The sequence below is a fragment of the Frigoribacterium sp. CFBP 13729 genome, from assembly GCF_014841875.1.
GTDB lineage: Bacteria > Actinomycetota > Actinomycetes > Actinomycetales > Microbacteriaceae > Frigoribacterium.
In genome coordinates this window covers 91,814-106,213 of record NZ_JACYUR010000004.1, presented here as the reverse complement: position 1 = coordinate 106,213, position 14,400 = coordinate 91,814, and the positions used below count along the sequence as shown (strand labels likewise).

The 14,400-nt window shown below is 74.6% G+C and carries 12 protein-coding genes; 6 read left to right on the top strand and 6 right to left on the bottom strand.

All coding sequences use genetic code 11. The features are described 5' to 3' along the window. Positions 1-32: 32 nt before the first annotated feature. The gene (locus IFT77_RS12790) at positions 33-560 is read right to left on the bottom strand and encodes a MarR family winged helix-turn-helix transcriptional regulator (protein ID WP_192043072.1); all 528 of its coding nucleotides are present in this window, start codon (positions 558-560) and stop codon (positions 33-35) included. A 61-nt stretch (positions 561-621) separates the two neighbouring features. Here IFT77_RS12790 and IFT77_RS12785 point away from each other — a divergent pair, with 61 nt between their 5' ends. The 5 genes from IFT77_RS12785 (at position 622) to IFT77_RS12765 (ending at position 4,823) form a co-directional block, all read left to right on the top strand. Beyond that, positions 622-2,232 (top strand): glycosyltransferase 87 family protein, encoded by a 1,611-nt coding sequence (locus IFT77_RS12785; protein WP_192170199.1) that lies wholly within the window; start codon positions 622-624, stop codon positions 2,230-2,232. A 125-nt stretch (positions 2,233-2,357) separates the two neighbouring features. Then, complete coding sequence (locus IFT77_RS12780) at positions 2,358-2,711, top strand: YtxH domain-containing protein (protein WP_192043070.1); 354 nt, start codon at positions 2,358-2,360, stop codon at positions 2,709-2,711. Beyond that, positions 2,704-3,147 carry a phage holin family protein gene (locus IFT77_RS12775; protein ID WP_192043069.1) on the top strand — a complete coding sequence of 148 codons (444 nt, stop codon included), beginning with the start codon at positions 2,704-2,706 and terminating at the stop codon, positions 3,145-3,147. The genes IFT77_RS12780 and IFT77_RS12775 overlap by 8 nt, the downstream gene beginning before the upstream one ends. Next, on the top strand, positions 3,144-3,419 hold the full coding sequence (locus tag IFT77_RS12770; protein WP_192170198.1) for a DUF3618 domain-containing protein: 276 nt from the start codon (positions 3,144-3,146) through the stop codon (positions 3,417-3,419). Before IFT77_RS12775 ends, IFT77_RS12770 begins: the two co-directional genes overlap by 4 nt. Positions 3,420-3,578: 159 nt before the next feature. Continuing rightward, positions 3,579-4,823, top strand: coding sequence for a YihY/virulence factor BrkB family protein (locus tag IFT77_RS12765; protein ID WP_197980828.1), 1,245 nt, complete (start codon positions 3,579-3,581; stop codon positions 4,821-4,823). 180 nt (positions 4,824-5,003) lie between these two features. Here the strand turns inward: IFT77_RS12765 and IFT77_RS12760 are convergent, their stop codons facing one another. From IFT77_RS12760 to IFT77_RS12740, 5 genes are all read right to left on the bottom strand, one after another. After that, positions 5,004-5,801, bottom strand: a complete 798-nt coding sequence (locus IFT77_RS12760; RefSeq protein WP_192043067.1) for an isocitrate lyase/phosphoenolpyruvate mutase family protein — start codon at positions 5,799-5,801, stop codon at positions 5,004-5,006. A gap of 117 nt (positions 5,802-5,918) precedes the next feature. Continuing rightward, complete coding sequence (locus IFT77_RS12755) at positions 5,919-7,079, bottom strand: hypothetical protein (RefSeq protein ID WP_192170197.1); 1,161 nt, start codon at positions 7,077-7,079, stop codon at positions 5,919-5,921. Between the two features lie 278 nt (positions 7,080-7,357). Beyond that, positions 7,358-7,960: a nitroreductase family protein gene (locus tag IFT77_RS12750; protein ID WP_123548603.1), complete on the bottom strand. Its 603-nt coding sequence runs from the start codon at positions 7,958-7,960 to the stop codon at positions 7,358-7,360. A 206-nt stretch (positions 7,961-8,166) separates the two neighbouring features. Beyond that, positions 8,167-10,257 (bottom strand): acetate--CoA ligase, encoded by a 2,091-nt coding sequence (acs, locus tag IFT77_RS12745; protein ID WP_192170196.1) that lies wholly within the window; start codon positions 10,255-10,257, stop codon positions 8,167-8,169. 185 nt (positions 10,258-10,442) lie between these two features. Beyond that, positions 10,443-11,387 (bottom strand): hypothetical protein, encoded by a 945-nt coding sequence (locus tag IFT77_RS12740; RefSeq protein ID WP_192170195.1) that lies wholly within the window; start codon positions 11,385-11,387, stop codon positions 10,443-10,445. A gap of 354 nt (positions 11,388-11,741) precedes the next feature. On the opposite strand from IFT77_RS12740, the gene IFT77_RS12735 reads away from it, so the two are divergent. After that, on the top strand, positions 11,742-14,312 hold the full coding sequence (locus IFT77_RS12735; RefSeq protein ID WP_371741050.1) for a S8 family serine peptidase: 2,571 nt from the start codon (positions 11,742-11,744) through the stop codon (positions 14,310-14,312). Positions 14,313-14,400: the final 88 nt, after the last annotated feature.

The window sequence follows — 14,400 nt, the reverse complement described above, 5'->3', positions numbered from 1 at the left end:
CCTCGTCGGCTGCCCAGGTCTCGATCGGAGGGTCAGCCGCCGAGGTTGCCGACGGCCCTCCGCAGCACGCGGAGCGCCGTCTCGCGCTCGTCGGGGCTGACGCCCGCGAAGGCGTCCGCGCCGATGCCGAGCACCACGTCGCGCAGCTTCGCGTGCGCGACCGCACCCCGCTCGGTGAGCGAATGGCGGCTGGCGCCGAGGCCGTCGGTCTCGACCGCCACCCAGCCGCTCTCGACGAGCTCGCCGAGGTCGTCGACCAGCGACTGGTCGTCGTCGGCCGGCCCGTCCGACGACGCGGTCGACCCGCTCGCGGCCGCGGAGGACTCCTCGGCGCCCGGCTCGACGCCGCGCTCGAGGGCCTCGAGCACCTGCCACTGGCGGCGCGTGACGCCGTGCTCGTCGAGCGCCTCGGCGAACCGCTGGTCGAGCAGCCGCTCGACCCGGGTCAGCCACCAGCCGACCGGCCTGTCGTCGGCACTGTCGTCGTCGCGCGTCGGCTGGTCGTCCTCGGGCCCGGGCGCAGCCGTGCGCGAGTCGTCGTCGGAGCTCCGTCGGTCCATGCGCGGCATCGTACGCCCGACGTTCACCTCGTCGAAAGGTGCGCGCCCTAGCGTCCGCAGGGTGAGCTCGCGCACGCCCTGGACCACCGCCTCCTCGTCCCGGCGTGCCCGGCGGACCGCGCCCGGTCCCGGCCCCGGTCCCGACGGGGGCGGCGGGCCCGTCGCTCGTCTCCACGACGGCGTGCGGCACCTGCGCCGGGTCCGGGGCCTGTTCCGCCGGCAGCCCCGCGCGATCTGGTGGACCTTCGCGGCCCTGCACGCCGCCGTCTTCGTCGCCCTGACGCCGCTGATGCTGCGAGGAGGCGCGGAGGGCGACCTGCCCCTGTACCGCACCTGGGCCACCGGCGCCCTCAGCGAGGGCCGCTGGCCCGTCATGGACTTCGCCTGGGTCTACCCGGCCGGCGCGCTGCTGCCCGTCGTGCTGCCGAACGTCCTGGGGGAGTCGCTCTACCAGCTCGTCTGGCTCCTCCTCGTGACGGCCGCGAACGCCGCGTCGCTCTGGCTGCTCACCGACCGCGGGCGCCGCACGGTCGACGCCCCGGCGGCGTGGTGGTGGCTGCTCGTGCTGTTCCTGCTGAGCCCGGTGGCGTTCCTCCGGCTGGAGGCCTTCAGCGCGCCTGCCGTGGTCGCGGCCCTCCTCCTGCTCGGCACCCGGCCCCGGGTGGCCGGCGCACTGCTGGCCGCGGCGACGTGGGTCAAGGTCTGGCCGGCGGCCGTCATCGCGGCCGTCGTGGTCGCGAGCCGGGGACGCGCGACGGTCGTGCGGGCGTGCCTCTGGGTGACGCTCGTCGTCGTCGCGGTGGTCGCCGTCGGCGGGGGCCTGTCGTCGGTCGACAGCTTCGTCACGATGCAGTCGGACCGGGCGCTGCAGCTCGAGGCTCCGCTCGCGACCCCGTGGCTGTGGATGGCGATGCTGGGGGTGCCCGGCGCCTCCGTGTACGAGAACGTCGGGCTCGCGACCCGCGAGGTGATGGGGCCGGGCGACACCTGGGCGGTGCACGGCAGCACGCAGGCCATGGGCGTCGTGATGGTCCTGCTCGTCGGGCTGCTGGCGGTCGCGGCGGCCGGACGTGCCCGGGCCGGGCGCACCGGGGCTGCGCCTGCGGGGGCCGGGCGCACGAGGGCTGCGCCTGCGGGGGTCGACGGGACCGCCCACGCCGGGCACGAGTCCCGCCTCGTCCTGCTCGGGGCCCTGACCCTGACGATCACGCTGATCGTCTTCAACAAGGTCGGGTCGCCCCAGTACGTGCTGTGGATCGCCCCGGTCGTCGCGGCGGGACTGTGGGCGGACGCCGCCGCGTTCCGCGCCCCGGCGAGGCTCGTCGCGTGGGCGGCCGGGCTGACGACGCTGGTGTTCCCGGTGCTCTACCTGCCCTTGATCGACCTGAACCCCGTCGCCGTGGCGGTGCTCGGTGCGCGCAACGTCCTGCTCGTCGTGCTCTTCTGCTGGTGCGTGCTGCGCCTGGTCGAGGAGGCGCTGGCCGCGTGGGGCCGCGAGCTCCCGCCCCGCTGGTGGTCGCGACGGGTGCGGTCCGTCCGCGTCCCCGTCCCCGTGGCCGTCCTGGCCGACGCGACCGCCGCCTCCTCCGCGACCGCCGCCTCCTCCGCGACCGCCGCCTCCTCTGCGCCGTCGTCGGCCGTCCACAGCCGGGGCGCTCGCCGCTCCTCCTGACCGGCGTCGCTGTACCCCTGGCCGCGTCGCGGTACTGGGAATCTGGTCTGTGCCCGGGGGTCTGTGCCAGCGTTGGTGTCCTGGGCCGCTGGGGCCCGGTCGACCTCGAACTGAATGGAGCACTCATGAAGGGCAAGATCCTCTTCGTCGCCGGAGCAGCTGTGGGCTACGTGCTGGGAGCACGTGCCGGGCGCGGTGCCTACGTCAAGATCAAGTCGCAGGCCGAGAGCCTGTGGGAGAACCCCTCCGTGCAGAAGACGGTCCACCAGGCCGAGGACTTCGTGAAGGAGAACGCCCCCGTCGTGGGCAAGAAGCTGCAGGGCGCCGCCGGCGACGCGGCCTCGAAGGCCAAGTCCGTCGCCTCGAAGGCGTCCGACAAGGCCGACGACGTCGCGGACTCCGCCAAGAGCGCCGCCTCGAGCGCCGGCTCCGACAGCGAGGGCGCCGCGAAGCTGCCCGGGGTGAACGTCGGTGAGTGACCTCAAGGCACCGGAACAGAGCACCAAGAAGTCGCTCGGCTCGCTGCTCGGCAGCCTGCCCGAGCTCATCTCCCGTCTCATCAGGGGCGAGATCCAGCTCGCGAAGACCGAGCTCATCACCAAGCTGAAGGAGGCGGGGGTCGGCGCAGGACTGCTGGTCGGCGCCGCGCTCTTCGGCTTCTTCCTCCTCGCCGTGCTGATCACCGCCGGCGTGCTGGGGCTCGCCACCGTGGTGGCGCCGTGGCTCGCCGCCCTGATCGTGGCGGCCGTGCTGCTGGTGATCACCGGCGTGCTCGCGCTGCTGGGCGTCAAGGCGCTCAAGAAGGGCGTGCCGCCCGTGCCGCAGCAGGCCGTCGACAGCGTGAAGGCCGACGTGGCCGCGCTGAAGGGGACCAGCACGAAGAGCACGAGCACGAAGGGCGCGAGCGACCGATGAGCGACGACGAGAGCGACCAGAAGCCCGGCCCGCGCGAGGGCGCGAGCATCCCCGAGATCGAGCTGGACATCGCCCGCACCCGCGAGCAGTTCAAGGAGACCCTCGACGCCATCGAGGACAAGCTGAGCGTGCCGGCCCACGCCCGACGCCTCACGGCGAGCGTCAAGCGTCGCCTCGACGACGACCCGGCACCCGTGATCGCCACGGCGGCCGCGGGCGTGGCCGGCGTCGCCGCGATCGTCGCGGGCGTCGTCAAGATCGCCCGCCGCTGACGCGACGCTGACGGACGGCAGGAGGCGCGCCTCCTGTCGTCTTCTGCATCACCCGCACCGCATCAGGCCGCCCGGCAGCACGCAGCCGGCGACGCACCCCACCCGGCGACACCCCTCTCCGCATCACCTCTCGTCCACAGGACAGGAACACGAGACCCCATGGCACAGACCAGCACACGCCGGGACCAGACGGCGCCCGAGCCGAACGACTCGCGCAAGCCCGACAGTCCCGACGACCTGCACGCGCGGTCATGGGGCTACGTGCTCAAGAAGACCCTGCGCGAGTTCGGGTCCGACCAGTGCACCGACCTCGCGGCTTCGCTCACCTACTACGCCGTGCTCGCGATCTTCCCCGGCCTGCTGGCGATCGTCGCGCTGCTGGGCGTGGTCGGCCAGGCCGGGCCGACGACCGACGCCGTCCTCCAGCTCCTCACGCAGCTCGGCGGCGCCTCCGTGGCCGACACCCTGCGCGGCCCCATCCAGGAGCTGATCGGCTCGCAGGCGGCCGGCTTCGCCCTCGTCGCCGGTGTGCTCGGTGCCCTCTGGTCGGCCTCGGGCTACGTCGGCGGCTTCGGCCGGGCGATGAACCGCATCTACAACGTCGACGAGGGGCGTCCGATCTGGAAGCTCCGCCCGACGATGCTCGCCATCACCGCGTTCACCGTGGTGCTGATCGTGGTCGCGGGGCTCATCCTCGTGCTGAGCGGCGACGTCGCCCAGACGGTCGGCGACGTGGTCGGCCTCGGCTCGACGACGGTCTTCGTCTGGAGCATCGTCAAGTGGCCCGTGCTGCTGGTCATCGTCGTGGTCGTCGTCGCGGTGCTGTACTACTTCTCGCCGAACATCCGCCAGCCGAAGTTCCGCTGGATGAGCCTCGGCTCGATCACCGCGATCGTCATCTGGGGCCTCGCCAGCGCCGGCTTCGGCTTCTACGTCGCGAACTTCTCGAACTACAACAAGACCTACGGCTCGCTCGGTGCCGTGATCGTGTTCCTGCTGTGGCTCTGGATCACCAACCTGGCGCTGCTGTTCGGCGCCGAGTTCGACGCCGAGATCGAGCGCGGCCGCGAGCTGCAGGCCGGCATGAAGGCCGAGAAGGACATCCTGCTGCCGCCGCGCGACACCGCGCAGAGCGAGAAGAAGCAGGCGGTCGCGGCGCAGGACGAGCTCGACGGCCTCCGGCTCCGCCAGGCCGCCGCCGAGTCGATCGAGCGACAGGAGTCGGAGGAGGAGCACGACGGGAACGGCCGTCGCGGCGACGACCACGCGGACGCCGACTCCGACGACCTCGACCGGGCCAAGGCGGAGGACGACGCCGCCGACGACACCGCGAAGGCGACGGCCAAGGCGAAGCGCAAGGCCGACAAGGCCGAGGCGAAGGCCGCCGCGAAGGATCGCGACTGAGCCCGGCGCCCACGCACGCAGGAGGCCCCGACGACGTGAGTCGCCGGGGCCTCGTGCGTGCGTGGACCGCGTCCTGCTGACGGTCGAGGGACGGGACGGGGGCGGGCGAGTCCGTCGTGCACGGTCCGTCACGACGGACCGGCGGCGACGAACCCGCCCGCCGGCGGCGCGCGCCGCCGGCTAGAAGCTGAAGCCGAGCTCGCGGGGGTAGTCGCCGCGGGCGGTGAGCTGCTCGGCGGCGTCGCGCAGGTGCGACAGCGTCAGGCCCATCGTCATCGGGCCGAAGCTGACGCGCGAGACGCCCAGCTCGGCGAGGCGCGCGAGCGGCACGGAGTCCGGCCCCGAGATGACGCTGACCTTGCCGTGGATCTCGTCGAGCGCGCGCTCGACGAGGTCCTCCGTGCCCAGGCCGAGCACGAACGCGCAGTCGGCGCCGGCGTCGAGGTAGGCGTTCGCACGACGGACGGCGTCGTCGAAGAGCGAGGGGTCGCCGGCCAGCGCGTCCACACGGGCGTTGATGACGATCGGCACGCCGGCGCGGTCGCCGGCCTGACGGGCGGCCGCGACCTTGGACACCTGGGTGTCGATGTCGTAGAGCTCCGTCTTGGACTTGCCCGTGCTGTCCTCGAGGTTGAGGCCGGCGGCGCCCTCCTCGATCAGGCGCCACACGTTGTCGAGGGTGCCGGCCGCGTCGGTCGCGTAGGCCTTCTCGAAGTCGACGGAGACGGGCAGGTCGACCGCGCGGATCACGAGCCGGACGGCGTCGAGCATCTGGTCGACGTCGAGCCCCTCGCCGTCCTCGACGCCGTGGGCCTCGCTGATCGAGTGCGATGCGGTCGCGAGGGCCCTGACCCCCGGGGCGCCCGCCACGACGCGGGCGGTGATGCTGTCCCACACGTTGGTGACCACGAGCGGGTCGCCGGGCACGTGCAGCGAGCGGAGCAGGTCGGCCTTCGCGGCCGTGGAGGAGATCGACATGGTCCCAGCCAACCGCACCCGCGCCTCCTGCGCCATCAGGGGACGAGGAGGCGCGCGTGCGGTGCGCGCCCCGGCCGGGTCAGCGGCGTGCCCCGTCCGGGTCGGCAGCCAGCCGGGTCAGCGGCCGGCCCAGGCCCAGGTGCCGGTGAGGCTCGTGAGCGTGCGCTCGGCGGCCGCGGCACGGGCGGCGGCGGACGCGTCGTCCGTCGAGCCGTAGCCGAGGTCCGCGTCCGCGTCCGTGTCCGGTCCGACGGTCACGAGGGTGAGCGAGGAGGTGCCGGTCGCGTCGGCGGGGGACCACGCGACGACCACGGCGGCGGGCGTGCCGAGGTCGTCCCCGGTCGCGAGCCGGACGAGGGCGGCGGGCTGGCCGTCGAGCGTGGTCTGCTCGGGCGCGCCGACGACCGTGCCGACGCCGGGCAGCCAGCTCGGGCGCAGGGCGGCGACGGCGTCGGCGACACGGTCGGTGCTCGTCGCGGGGACGAGGCCCGCGGCGACGGCGGCGGGCACGGTCACGACCTGGACGGGCGTGACGGCGGTGTCGTCGGCCACGCCGAAGGACGTGGCGCAGGCGTCGGCGTCGCTGTCGTCACCGGACACCCACGCGTCGTCGGGGAGCGAGAACGACCAGCACGGGGTCGTCACGGCGGCGGGGTCGGCGGCGCCGTCGCCGTCGGCGTCGTCGTACCCGTCGCCCTGGCCGGGGCCGTGCGGGTCGCCGTCGAGGCCCTGCCCGGTGTCCCAGCCGTACCAGCTGCTCGCGGCCTCGTCCGCGAGGCGGGCCCCGACGGGCACGGCCACGACGAGCACGGCCACCACGGCGACGTTCGTCACGGCGGCGAGACCCGACAGCGCCAGGCCCGTGACGCCCAGGCCGAGACCTGACTGCACACGGCGGCGGCGCACCAGCGCGACGACCCCGAGGGCGACGCCGACCAGCGCGACCAGCAGGCCGACCACGGGCACGAGCCCGACGAGGAACGCGCCGATGCCGACGACGAGGGCCGCGATCGCCCAGCCGCTCGCGCCGCTGCGGGCCGGCGGCTGCGCCGGCCCTGCGGGCTGCGCCGGCCCCACGGGCTGCGCGGGCTGCGCTGACCCTGTGGGCTGCGCGGGCCCTGCGTGCTGCGCGGGCCCTGCGTGCTGCGCGGGCCCTGCGGGCTGCGCAGGCTGCGCCGGCTGCGCGAGGGGTGCGTCAGGTGCGGAGCGGCCGAGCTCCTCGGTCGCGTGTCGATCGGCGTCGGCGGTGCCCTCGGCAGGTGTGCGGTCGTCGGTCATGCTGTCTCCTCGCGTGCGCCGCCGGCGTCCACCGGCCCGTCCTCGACGCTACGGAGCGCCGCCTCCTCGGTCGTCCGTCGCCGGTGGCTCGGGTGCGGTCCTGCAGGATGACCCGCGCCTCCTGCGCCGTCGCCCGTGCGGATGACCTGCGCGGCCGCATCACGACGAGACCCCTCGGACCCGCGCACGCCCTCGCTCGCAGAGGGGTGCACGCGGGTCCGAGGGGTCAGGACGCGCAGCGCGCGGGCAGCGGCAGGGCCAGCCGCCGCAGCGGCGGGCTAGTCGCGGCGCAGCACCAGCTCGTCGAGCGACAGGCGGACGCGCGGTGCGGTCTCGCGCTCGGCCAGCGCCTCGATCAGCTTGTCGGCCTCGTCGACGACGCCGACGGCGGTGACGGTGACGGGCTTCAGGTTCGCGGGCAGGTCGAACGCGGCGACCAGCTTGTCCCACTCGACGCCGGCCATCTGGTGGGTGTGGAAGCCCTCCGCGTGCGCCTGGACGCTGAGGTGCGCGACGGCCTGGCCGAGGTCGTACTCGGCGGTCGGGCGGTCGTCGCCCTCGACGGTCGAGGTCTCGGCCAGCGCGACGACCAGCGCGGAGGCGTTGCCGGCCCACATCGCGTTGAAGCTGAGCAGGGCGCCGACGATCGTGTCGAAGGTCTCGGTGCCGCGGCGGGCCACGACGAAGCGGCGGGGCTGGTGGTTCTGGGCCGACGGGGCCCAGCGGGCGGCCTCGAGCAGGGCGTCGAGCTGTGCATCGCTGATCGTCGCGGTCGGGTCGAACGAGCGGGGGCTCCAGCGCTCGTCGAGCAGGTCGACGATCGGCACGCTGGTCTCGGCGGTGCGGACGGTGGAGGGGGCTGCGGAGGTGGTCTCGGAGATCGACACGGTGGACCGGCTTTCGTGGTGACGGGGGTGGGGGAGGGGCCGGCGCGACGTCGGGCCACCGAGGTGAACCGTTGCCCTGTGCGCAAGATTCCCGGCGCACGCCTAGGCGTCGCGGGGCACCGAGTGGTCAGGCAGTGTCCCCCTCGGGCCCCGGGAGGACAGCTCCTGACCACTCGCCGGCCCGCGAGACGGAGGGCGACCTAGGAGGCGCCCCGCACCTCCGCGAGGACGGCCGCGATGCGTCCCGGCACCGACGCGTCCTGCAGCGACGTCGTGTCGCCGAGCTCGCGCCCCTCCGACACGTCGCCCAGCAGGCGCCGCATGATCTTGCCCGAGCGGGTCTTCGGCAGGTCGGGGACGACGAGCACGGTCGCGGGCTTCGCCACGGGGCCGATCTGGTCGGCGACGTGGGCGCGCAGCAGGGGCGACAGCGAGCCCGGCGCGGACCCCGAGAGCGCGGCCCAGACCTGCGGTTCGGAGGCGTCGCCGGCGTCGCGCACCGCGCCTCCTGCGGGGCGGGTCGCGGGCACGACGAAGGCGGCGATCGCCTGCCCGGTGCGCGCGTCCGAGACGCCGACGACCGCCGCCTCGGAGACGAGGGGGTGGGCGACGAGCGACGACTCGATCTCGATCGTCGACAGGCGGTGACCCGACACGTTGATGACGTCGTCGACGCGGCCGAGCAGCCAGATGTCGCCGTCGTCGTCGTACTTGGCGCCGTCGCCGGAGAAGAACCAGCCCTGCCGCCAGTACTTCGCCCAGTAGCTGTCGCGGTAGCGCTCGGGGTCGCCCCAGACCGTGCGGGCCAACGACGGCGGCGTCTGCTGCACGACGAGGTAGCCGCCGGAGCCGTTCGGCACGCGCTCGCCGGCCTCGTCGACGACGGCGGTGGAGACGCCGGGCAGTGCGCGCAGCGACGACCCGGGCTTGAGCGTGTCGACGCCGGGCAGCGGCGCCATCACGGCCGCGCCCGTCTCCGACTGCCACCACGTGTCGACGATCGGCAGCTCGCCCCGGCCGAGCTGCTCGCGGAACCAGACCCACGCCTCCGGGTTGATCGCCTCGCCGACGGTGCCGAGGAGGCGCAGCGAGCTCAGGTCGAAGTCGGTCGGCAGGCCGTCGGGGAACCACGACGCGAGCGTCCGCACCAGGGTCGGCGCCGTGTAGTAGGTCGTGACGCCGTAGCGCTCGATGATCTCGAGGTGCCGGGCAGGGTGCGGGGTGTCGGGCGTGCCCTCGTAGATCACCTGCGTGAGGCCGTTCGAGAGCGGGCCGTAGATCTCGTAGGTGTGCGCGGTGACCCAGGCGAGGTCGGCCGTGCACCAGTGCACGTCGTCGGGCTTCGCGTCGAACACGGCCCAGTGCGTCCAGCTCGCGGCCGTGAGGTAGCCGCCGCTCGTGTGCACGAGGCCCTTCGGCTTCCCGGTCGTGCCGCTCGTGTACATGATGAAGAGCGGGGTCTCGGCGTCGAAGGCCTCCGGCTCGTCGGTGTCGGGCTGGGGGTCGACCACGTCGTGCCACCAGAGGTCGCGGCCCTCGGTCCACGGCACGTCGGGGGTGAGGTCGCCGGTGCGCCGCACGACGAGCACGTGCTCGACCTGGTTCTCGCCGCTCACCGCGTGGTCGGCGTTCGCCTTGACCGGCACCGCGGCGCCGCGACGGAACTGCCCGTCGGTGGTGACGAGCAGCTTCGCGCCCGTGTCCTCGACCCGGAACCTGAGCGCCTCGCCCGAGAAGCCGCCGAAGACGAGCGAGTGGATCGCGCCGATCCGCGCGATCGCGAGGGTCACGACGATCGTCTCGGCGATGACGGGCAGGTAGACGACGACGCGGTCGCCCTCGCCGACGCCGAGGCTGCGCAGCCCGTTCGCGGCCTTGACGACCTCACGCTGCAGCTGCGCGTAGGTGACGTCACGCCGGTCGCCGCGCTCGCCCTCGACGTGCAGCGCGACCTTCTCGCCGTTCCCGGCCGCGACGTGGCGGTCGACGCAGTTGACGGCGACGTTGAGGCGGCCGCCGGCGAACCAGGTCGCCTCGGGCACCGTGAGGCTGCCGTCGGCGAGCTCGCGGACCGGCTCCCACGTGTGAGCCGTGTGCCACGGGGTCTCCCACTCGAGCCGGCGGGCCTGCTCCTCCCAGTAGGCGACGGGGTCGGCCGCAGCGCGCGCGTGCTCGGCGCTGGTGACGTTCGCGGCGGCGGCCAGCGCAGGAGGCGGAGGGAACGTCCGCCGTTCGTCGAGCAGGTTCGAGATGGTGTCGCGGGCGGTCGTGGTGGTGTCGCTCGGGGCCATCACCCGAGCGTACGGAGGCGCGGGCCGGCCCACCGGGCCTCCCGTCACGTCGCGTAACGGGCCGCGCTCGCCGCGTCTCGTCTCGTCCCGTCTTGTCCCGTCTCGTTGCGAGCATCCCGTCCGACCGCGGCGCGACGGGATGCTCGGAACACGACGGGACCTGACGCGGTGGAGCCGGCCCGGGGTCACCGGCTGCACGGCACGCCCGCGCTCTCGAGCAGCGACCGGAGTCGCCGAGGGTCGCCGAGGTGCCAGGCGGTGCACCGCACGAACGCGCGCACCTCGGACTGGCGACGGATCGCGTCCTCCCGGAGCTTCTCCTTCACCACCACCTGCTCGGGCGTCAGCGACCCGCGCCACCGGCTCTGCGTGTACTTGCTCACGCCGTCGAACTCGAGGACGCAGCCCTGGTCGGGGAACCAGAAGTCGACGTGCGGGTCCCACCGGCCGCGTCCGAGCTCGAACCGTCGTTGCAGCACGGGCACGGGCGCGCCCAACCGGTGCAGCAGCACCCGGGTGCGCGACTCGCCCGCCGAGTCGGAGCGGCTGTCCGCGAAGGCCAGGGCTCGGCGGGCCCCGGCCTGGCCGCGCGCCCGCGGCCGGCGGTCCAGCGAGGCGAGCACCGCCTCCTTCGTGGTCAGCTCCCGGTGCAGCAGGTCGTCGAGGACCACGGCGACCTCCTCGAGCGACCGTGTGCCGAGGGCGAGGTCGGCCGCGGTACGGGCGGGCGTCGTGAGCCGGACCCCGCGGAGCGACGACACCTCGTCGTCCTCGAGCGGTCCCTGGTGCTTCACGAGGGCGACCGTGGACTGCGGGCCGAGGGCGTCCGGGTCGGTGACGTGCACCCGGTCGGGCCAGTCTCCGAGCACCGGCGTGCGGTGCAGCGCGGCCGCGGACAGGTGGGACACCACGTGGCGGGCGCCGGTGCGGCCGAGGGCGGACTCGACCAGCAGCACGTGGCGTCGACGGGGCGTCAGCGCGTCCCACTGGTCGGCCCGGACGTACGAGCCAGGATGGAGGCGCCGCCAGCGTCCGGCGGACGCGGCCCGTCGCAGCCTGGTCGCCTCGCGCGAGTCGGCGCCGAGGCTCGGCACCCGGACCAAGAGGGGGAGGGGGTCGTCGTCGATCACCCGACGACCCTGCCCGAACGCGCCCCTCGGCGTCGGATCCTCTCCACAGGCCGCGTCGCCCCGGGTGCGCCGCCCGTCGCGGTCGTTCGCGTCCCGTCTCGTTCCGAGCGTCCCGTCCCGTCCCGTCGAGACGGGATGCTCGGAACGAGACGGGACTCCTCGCGGTGCGGTGCGCGGTGCGGTGAGCGGGGTACGGGCGGGCAGGCCGCTTCGCGCACTCGTCACACGCCGGAAACACGGGGCCCCTAGTCTGGGGGACATCCGGCCTCGGGGGCCGCTCGACCAGGGGGCCGAGCGACCTGGCTCCTCGAGGCTCGCGCCCGTCGCCGTGCGCCCGACATCAGGAGTCACCACGTGATCAGATCCACCCGACGCCGGGGAGCGCGCTGGGCGACCGCCCTGGCGCTCACGAGCGCCCTCGTGCTCGCACCCACCGCCGCGTTCGCCGCCGACCCGGCCGTGTCGCCGGTCGGCGCCGACGGCACCGACGCCGACGCTGCAGCGTCGGGTGCGGCCGACACGGCCGCCGCGGCCGCCGCCCCGACGGAGGCCGAGGCGCCCGCCGCCGAGACGCCCGCGGTCGAGGCTCCGGCCGAGACGCCCGCTGCTGAGGCCCCCGCCCCGGAGGCTCCCGCCGCCGAGACGGAGGACGTGACCGCCGAGGTCCCCGCCGCGTCGGCCCGCGTGGCCGACGGCATCGTCATGAACTACGTCGTCAACACCACCGTGCGCAGCGCGGACGCCGTCGCGGACGCCTCCGCCGCGGTCGTCGCCGCCGGCGGCGTGGTCCTCTCCGAGTACCCCGAGATCGGCGTCGTCACGGCGCAGTCCCGAGACGGCGACTTCCTCGCCACGATGCGCGGGACGCTCGGCGTCGAGTCGGCCGGGCCGACCCGCACGGCCGAGGTCGTCGACGACGAGGTCGAGGTGCCGGCAGAGGTGCCCGCGACCTCCGGCGCGACCGCGCCCGCCGCCGGCGCGACCGGCGCCGGCCCCCAGTCCCTCGACCGCCCCCTGGGCACCGAGGTCGCCCCGGTCGACCCGCTCGAGGCCCAGCAGTGGGACATGGCCGCGATCGGCGCCCCCGAGGCGCGGGAGATCGAGGACGGCGACGGCGTCGTCGTCGGCGTGCTCGACAGCGGCATCGACGTCTCGCACCCCGACCTCGCCGGCCAGGTCGACGCCTCCAAGTCGGTCGGCTGCTCCGTCAACGGCCAGCCCGACCGGTCGCAGGCCGCCTGGGTGCCCGTGGACGACTCCGAGTCGCACGGCACGCACGTCGCCGGCACGATCGCCGCGGCCGACAACGGCGTGGGCATCGTCGGCATCGCGCCGGGCGCGACGCTCGCGAGCGTCAAGGTCGTCAACTACGACGGCTTCATCTACCCCGAGTACGCGCTCTGCGGCTTCATGTGGGCCGCCGACCAGGGCTTCGACGTGACGAACAACAGCTACTACGTCGACCCGTGGGAGTTCTGGTGCTCGACCGAGGCCGACCAGGCCCCGGCGCTCGAGTCCGTGACCCGCGCCGTCGAGTTCTCCGAGCAGCAGGGCGTGCTCAACGTCGCCGCCGCGGGCAACTCGAACTACGACCTCGCGAACAAGACGCGCAGCGCCTCCGGGCCGAACGACACGACCCCGGTCGACCGTGACGTCTCGCAGGGCTGCTCCGACATCCCCACCGAGATCCCGGGCGTCGTCACCGTCGCGTCCGTCGCCGAGCAGGCCGACGGCTCGACCGCGAAGTCCTCCTTCTCGAACTACGGCGAGGGCGTCATCGACATCGCCGCCCCCGGCTCGCGCATCCTCAGCACGGTCTTCGGCGGTCTCTACGCGAGCTACAACGGCACCTCGATGGCCTCCCCGCACGTCGCGGGCGTCGCTGCCCTCCTCGCCGCGACCCACCCCGGTGCCTCGCCCGCCGAGCTGCAGGCCCTGCTCGAGCAGCAGGCCACCCCGGTCGCCGGTGCGGGCGGGCTCACCGGCTCGCGCTACTTCGGCGCCGGTCTCGTGAACGCCTTCGCGGCGGTCACCGAGGACCTCGTCCCGGCCCTCGGCCCGGTCGCGGCGGTCGCCGACGGCACGGTCCAGGCGGGTCGTCCCTTCCGCGTCCTCGGCGCGAACTTCGTCCCGGACGAGACCGTGACGGTCACCGGCCCCGACGGGGAGCCCCTCGACGGCGAGTTCATCGCCGACGCCGAGGGCCGCCTCGTCGGTCCCGCGGTGCTCAGCCCCTTCCTCCCGGCCGGTGCGACGACGCTCGAGCTGACCGGCGACGCGGGCAGCCGCGCGACGCTCGACCTGCTGGTCGAGGAGGCGGTGGCCGGTCCTGCGATCACCGCTCCCGTCGCCGGGTCCACCGTCGAGGCCGGCACCGTGACGGTGACCGGCACGGCCCAGCCGGGCGCCCTCGTCACGGTCGTCCTCGCCACGGCCGACCAGTTCGAGGGCTTCGAGCAGATGGTGACGCCCACGTCGCCCTCCGCCAGGCTCGACGTGGCGGGGGAGCCGGTCGCGTTCGACACGGACCTCGGGTTCTCGGTGTCGACGATCCAGACCGACGCGACGGGCGCGTTCACCGCCTCCTTCACCGGGGTCCCGGCTGGCGACTACGGCACCACCGCGCTGCAGGTCCTCGCCGACGGCACCTCGTCGACGTTCACCGACCCGGTGCTGTTCAGCGTCGCCGCGGCGGCCGTCGTGCCGCCGGTCACGGTGCCGGGCACCGGCGTCGTCCCCGTCACGACGCCCGCGGGCACCGGCGTGGTGCCGGTCACCTCGACGCGTGCCGGTGCCCTGGCCTACACCGGCTCGGAGCCGGGCGCGCCCCTGTCGGCCGCTCTGCTCCTCCTCGTCGCCGGTGCCGGCGCGCTCGTCGCGGCTCGTCGCCTGCGCCGTCGCGCCGACACGAGGATCGACGGCTAGGCCGCAGGGTCGCCCTGCGACCCTCGCTCGCGACGGAGCCGCTCGTCCTTCCCGGACGGGCGGCTCCGTCGCGTCGCGCGCCGCTCTG

Excerpts from the sequence above, each read along its gene's own strand:
- IFT77_RS12790 (WP_192043072.1), bottom strand. The coding sequence starts at position 560 with ATGGACCGACGGAGCTCCGACGACGACTCGCGCACGGCTGCGCCCGGG.
- IFT77_RS12780 (WP_192043070.1), top strand. The coding sequence starts at position 2,358 with ATGAAGGGCAAGATCCTCTTCGTCGCCGGAGCAGCTGTGGGCTACGTG.
- IFT77_RS12770 (WP_192170198.1), top strand. The coding sequence starts at position 3,144 with ATGAGCGACGACGAGAGCGACCAGAAGCCCGGCCCGCGCGAGGGCGCG.
- IFT77_RS12765 (WP_197980828.1), top strand. The coding sequence starts at position 3,579 with ATGGCACAGACCAGCACACGCCGGGACCAGACGGCGCCCGAGCCGAAC.
- IFT77_RS12760 (WP_192043067.1), bottom strand. The coding sequence starts at position 5,801 with ATGTCGATCTCCTCCACGGCCGCGAAGGCCGACCTGCTCCGCTCGCTG.
- IFT77_RS12755 (WP_192170197.1), bottom strand. The coding sequence starts at position 7,079 with ATGACCGACGACCGCACACCTGCCGAGGGCACCGCCGACGCCGATCGA.
- acs (WP_192170196.1), bottom strand. The coding sequence starts at position 10,257 with ATGGCCCCGAGCGACACCACCACGACCGCCCGCGACACCATCTCGAAC.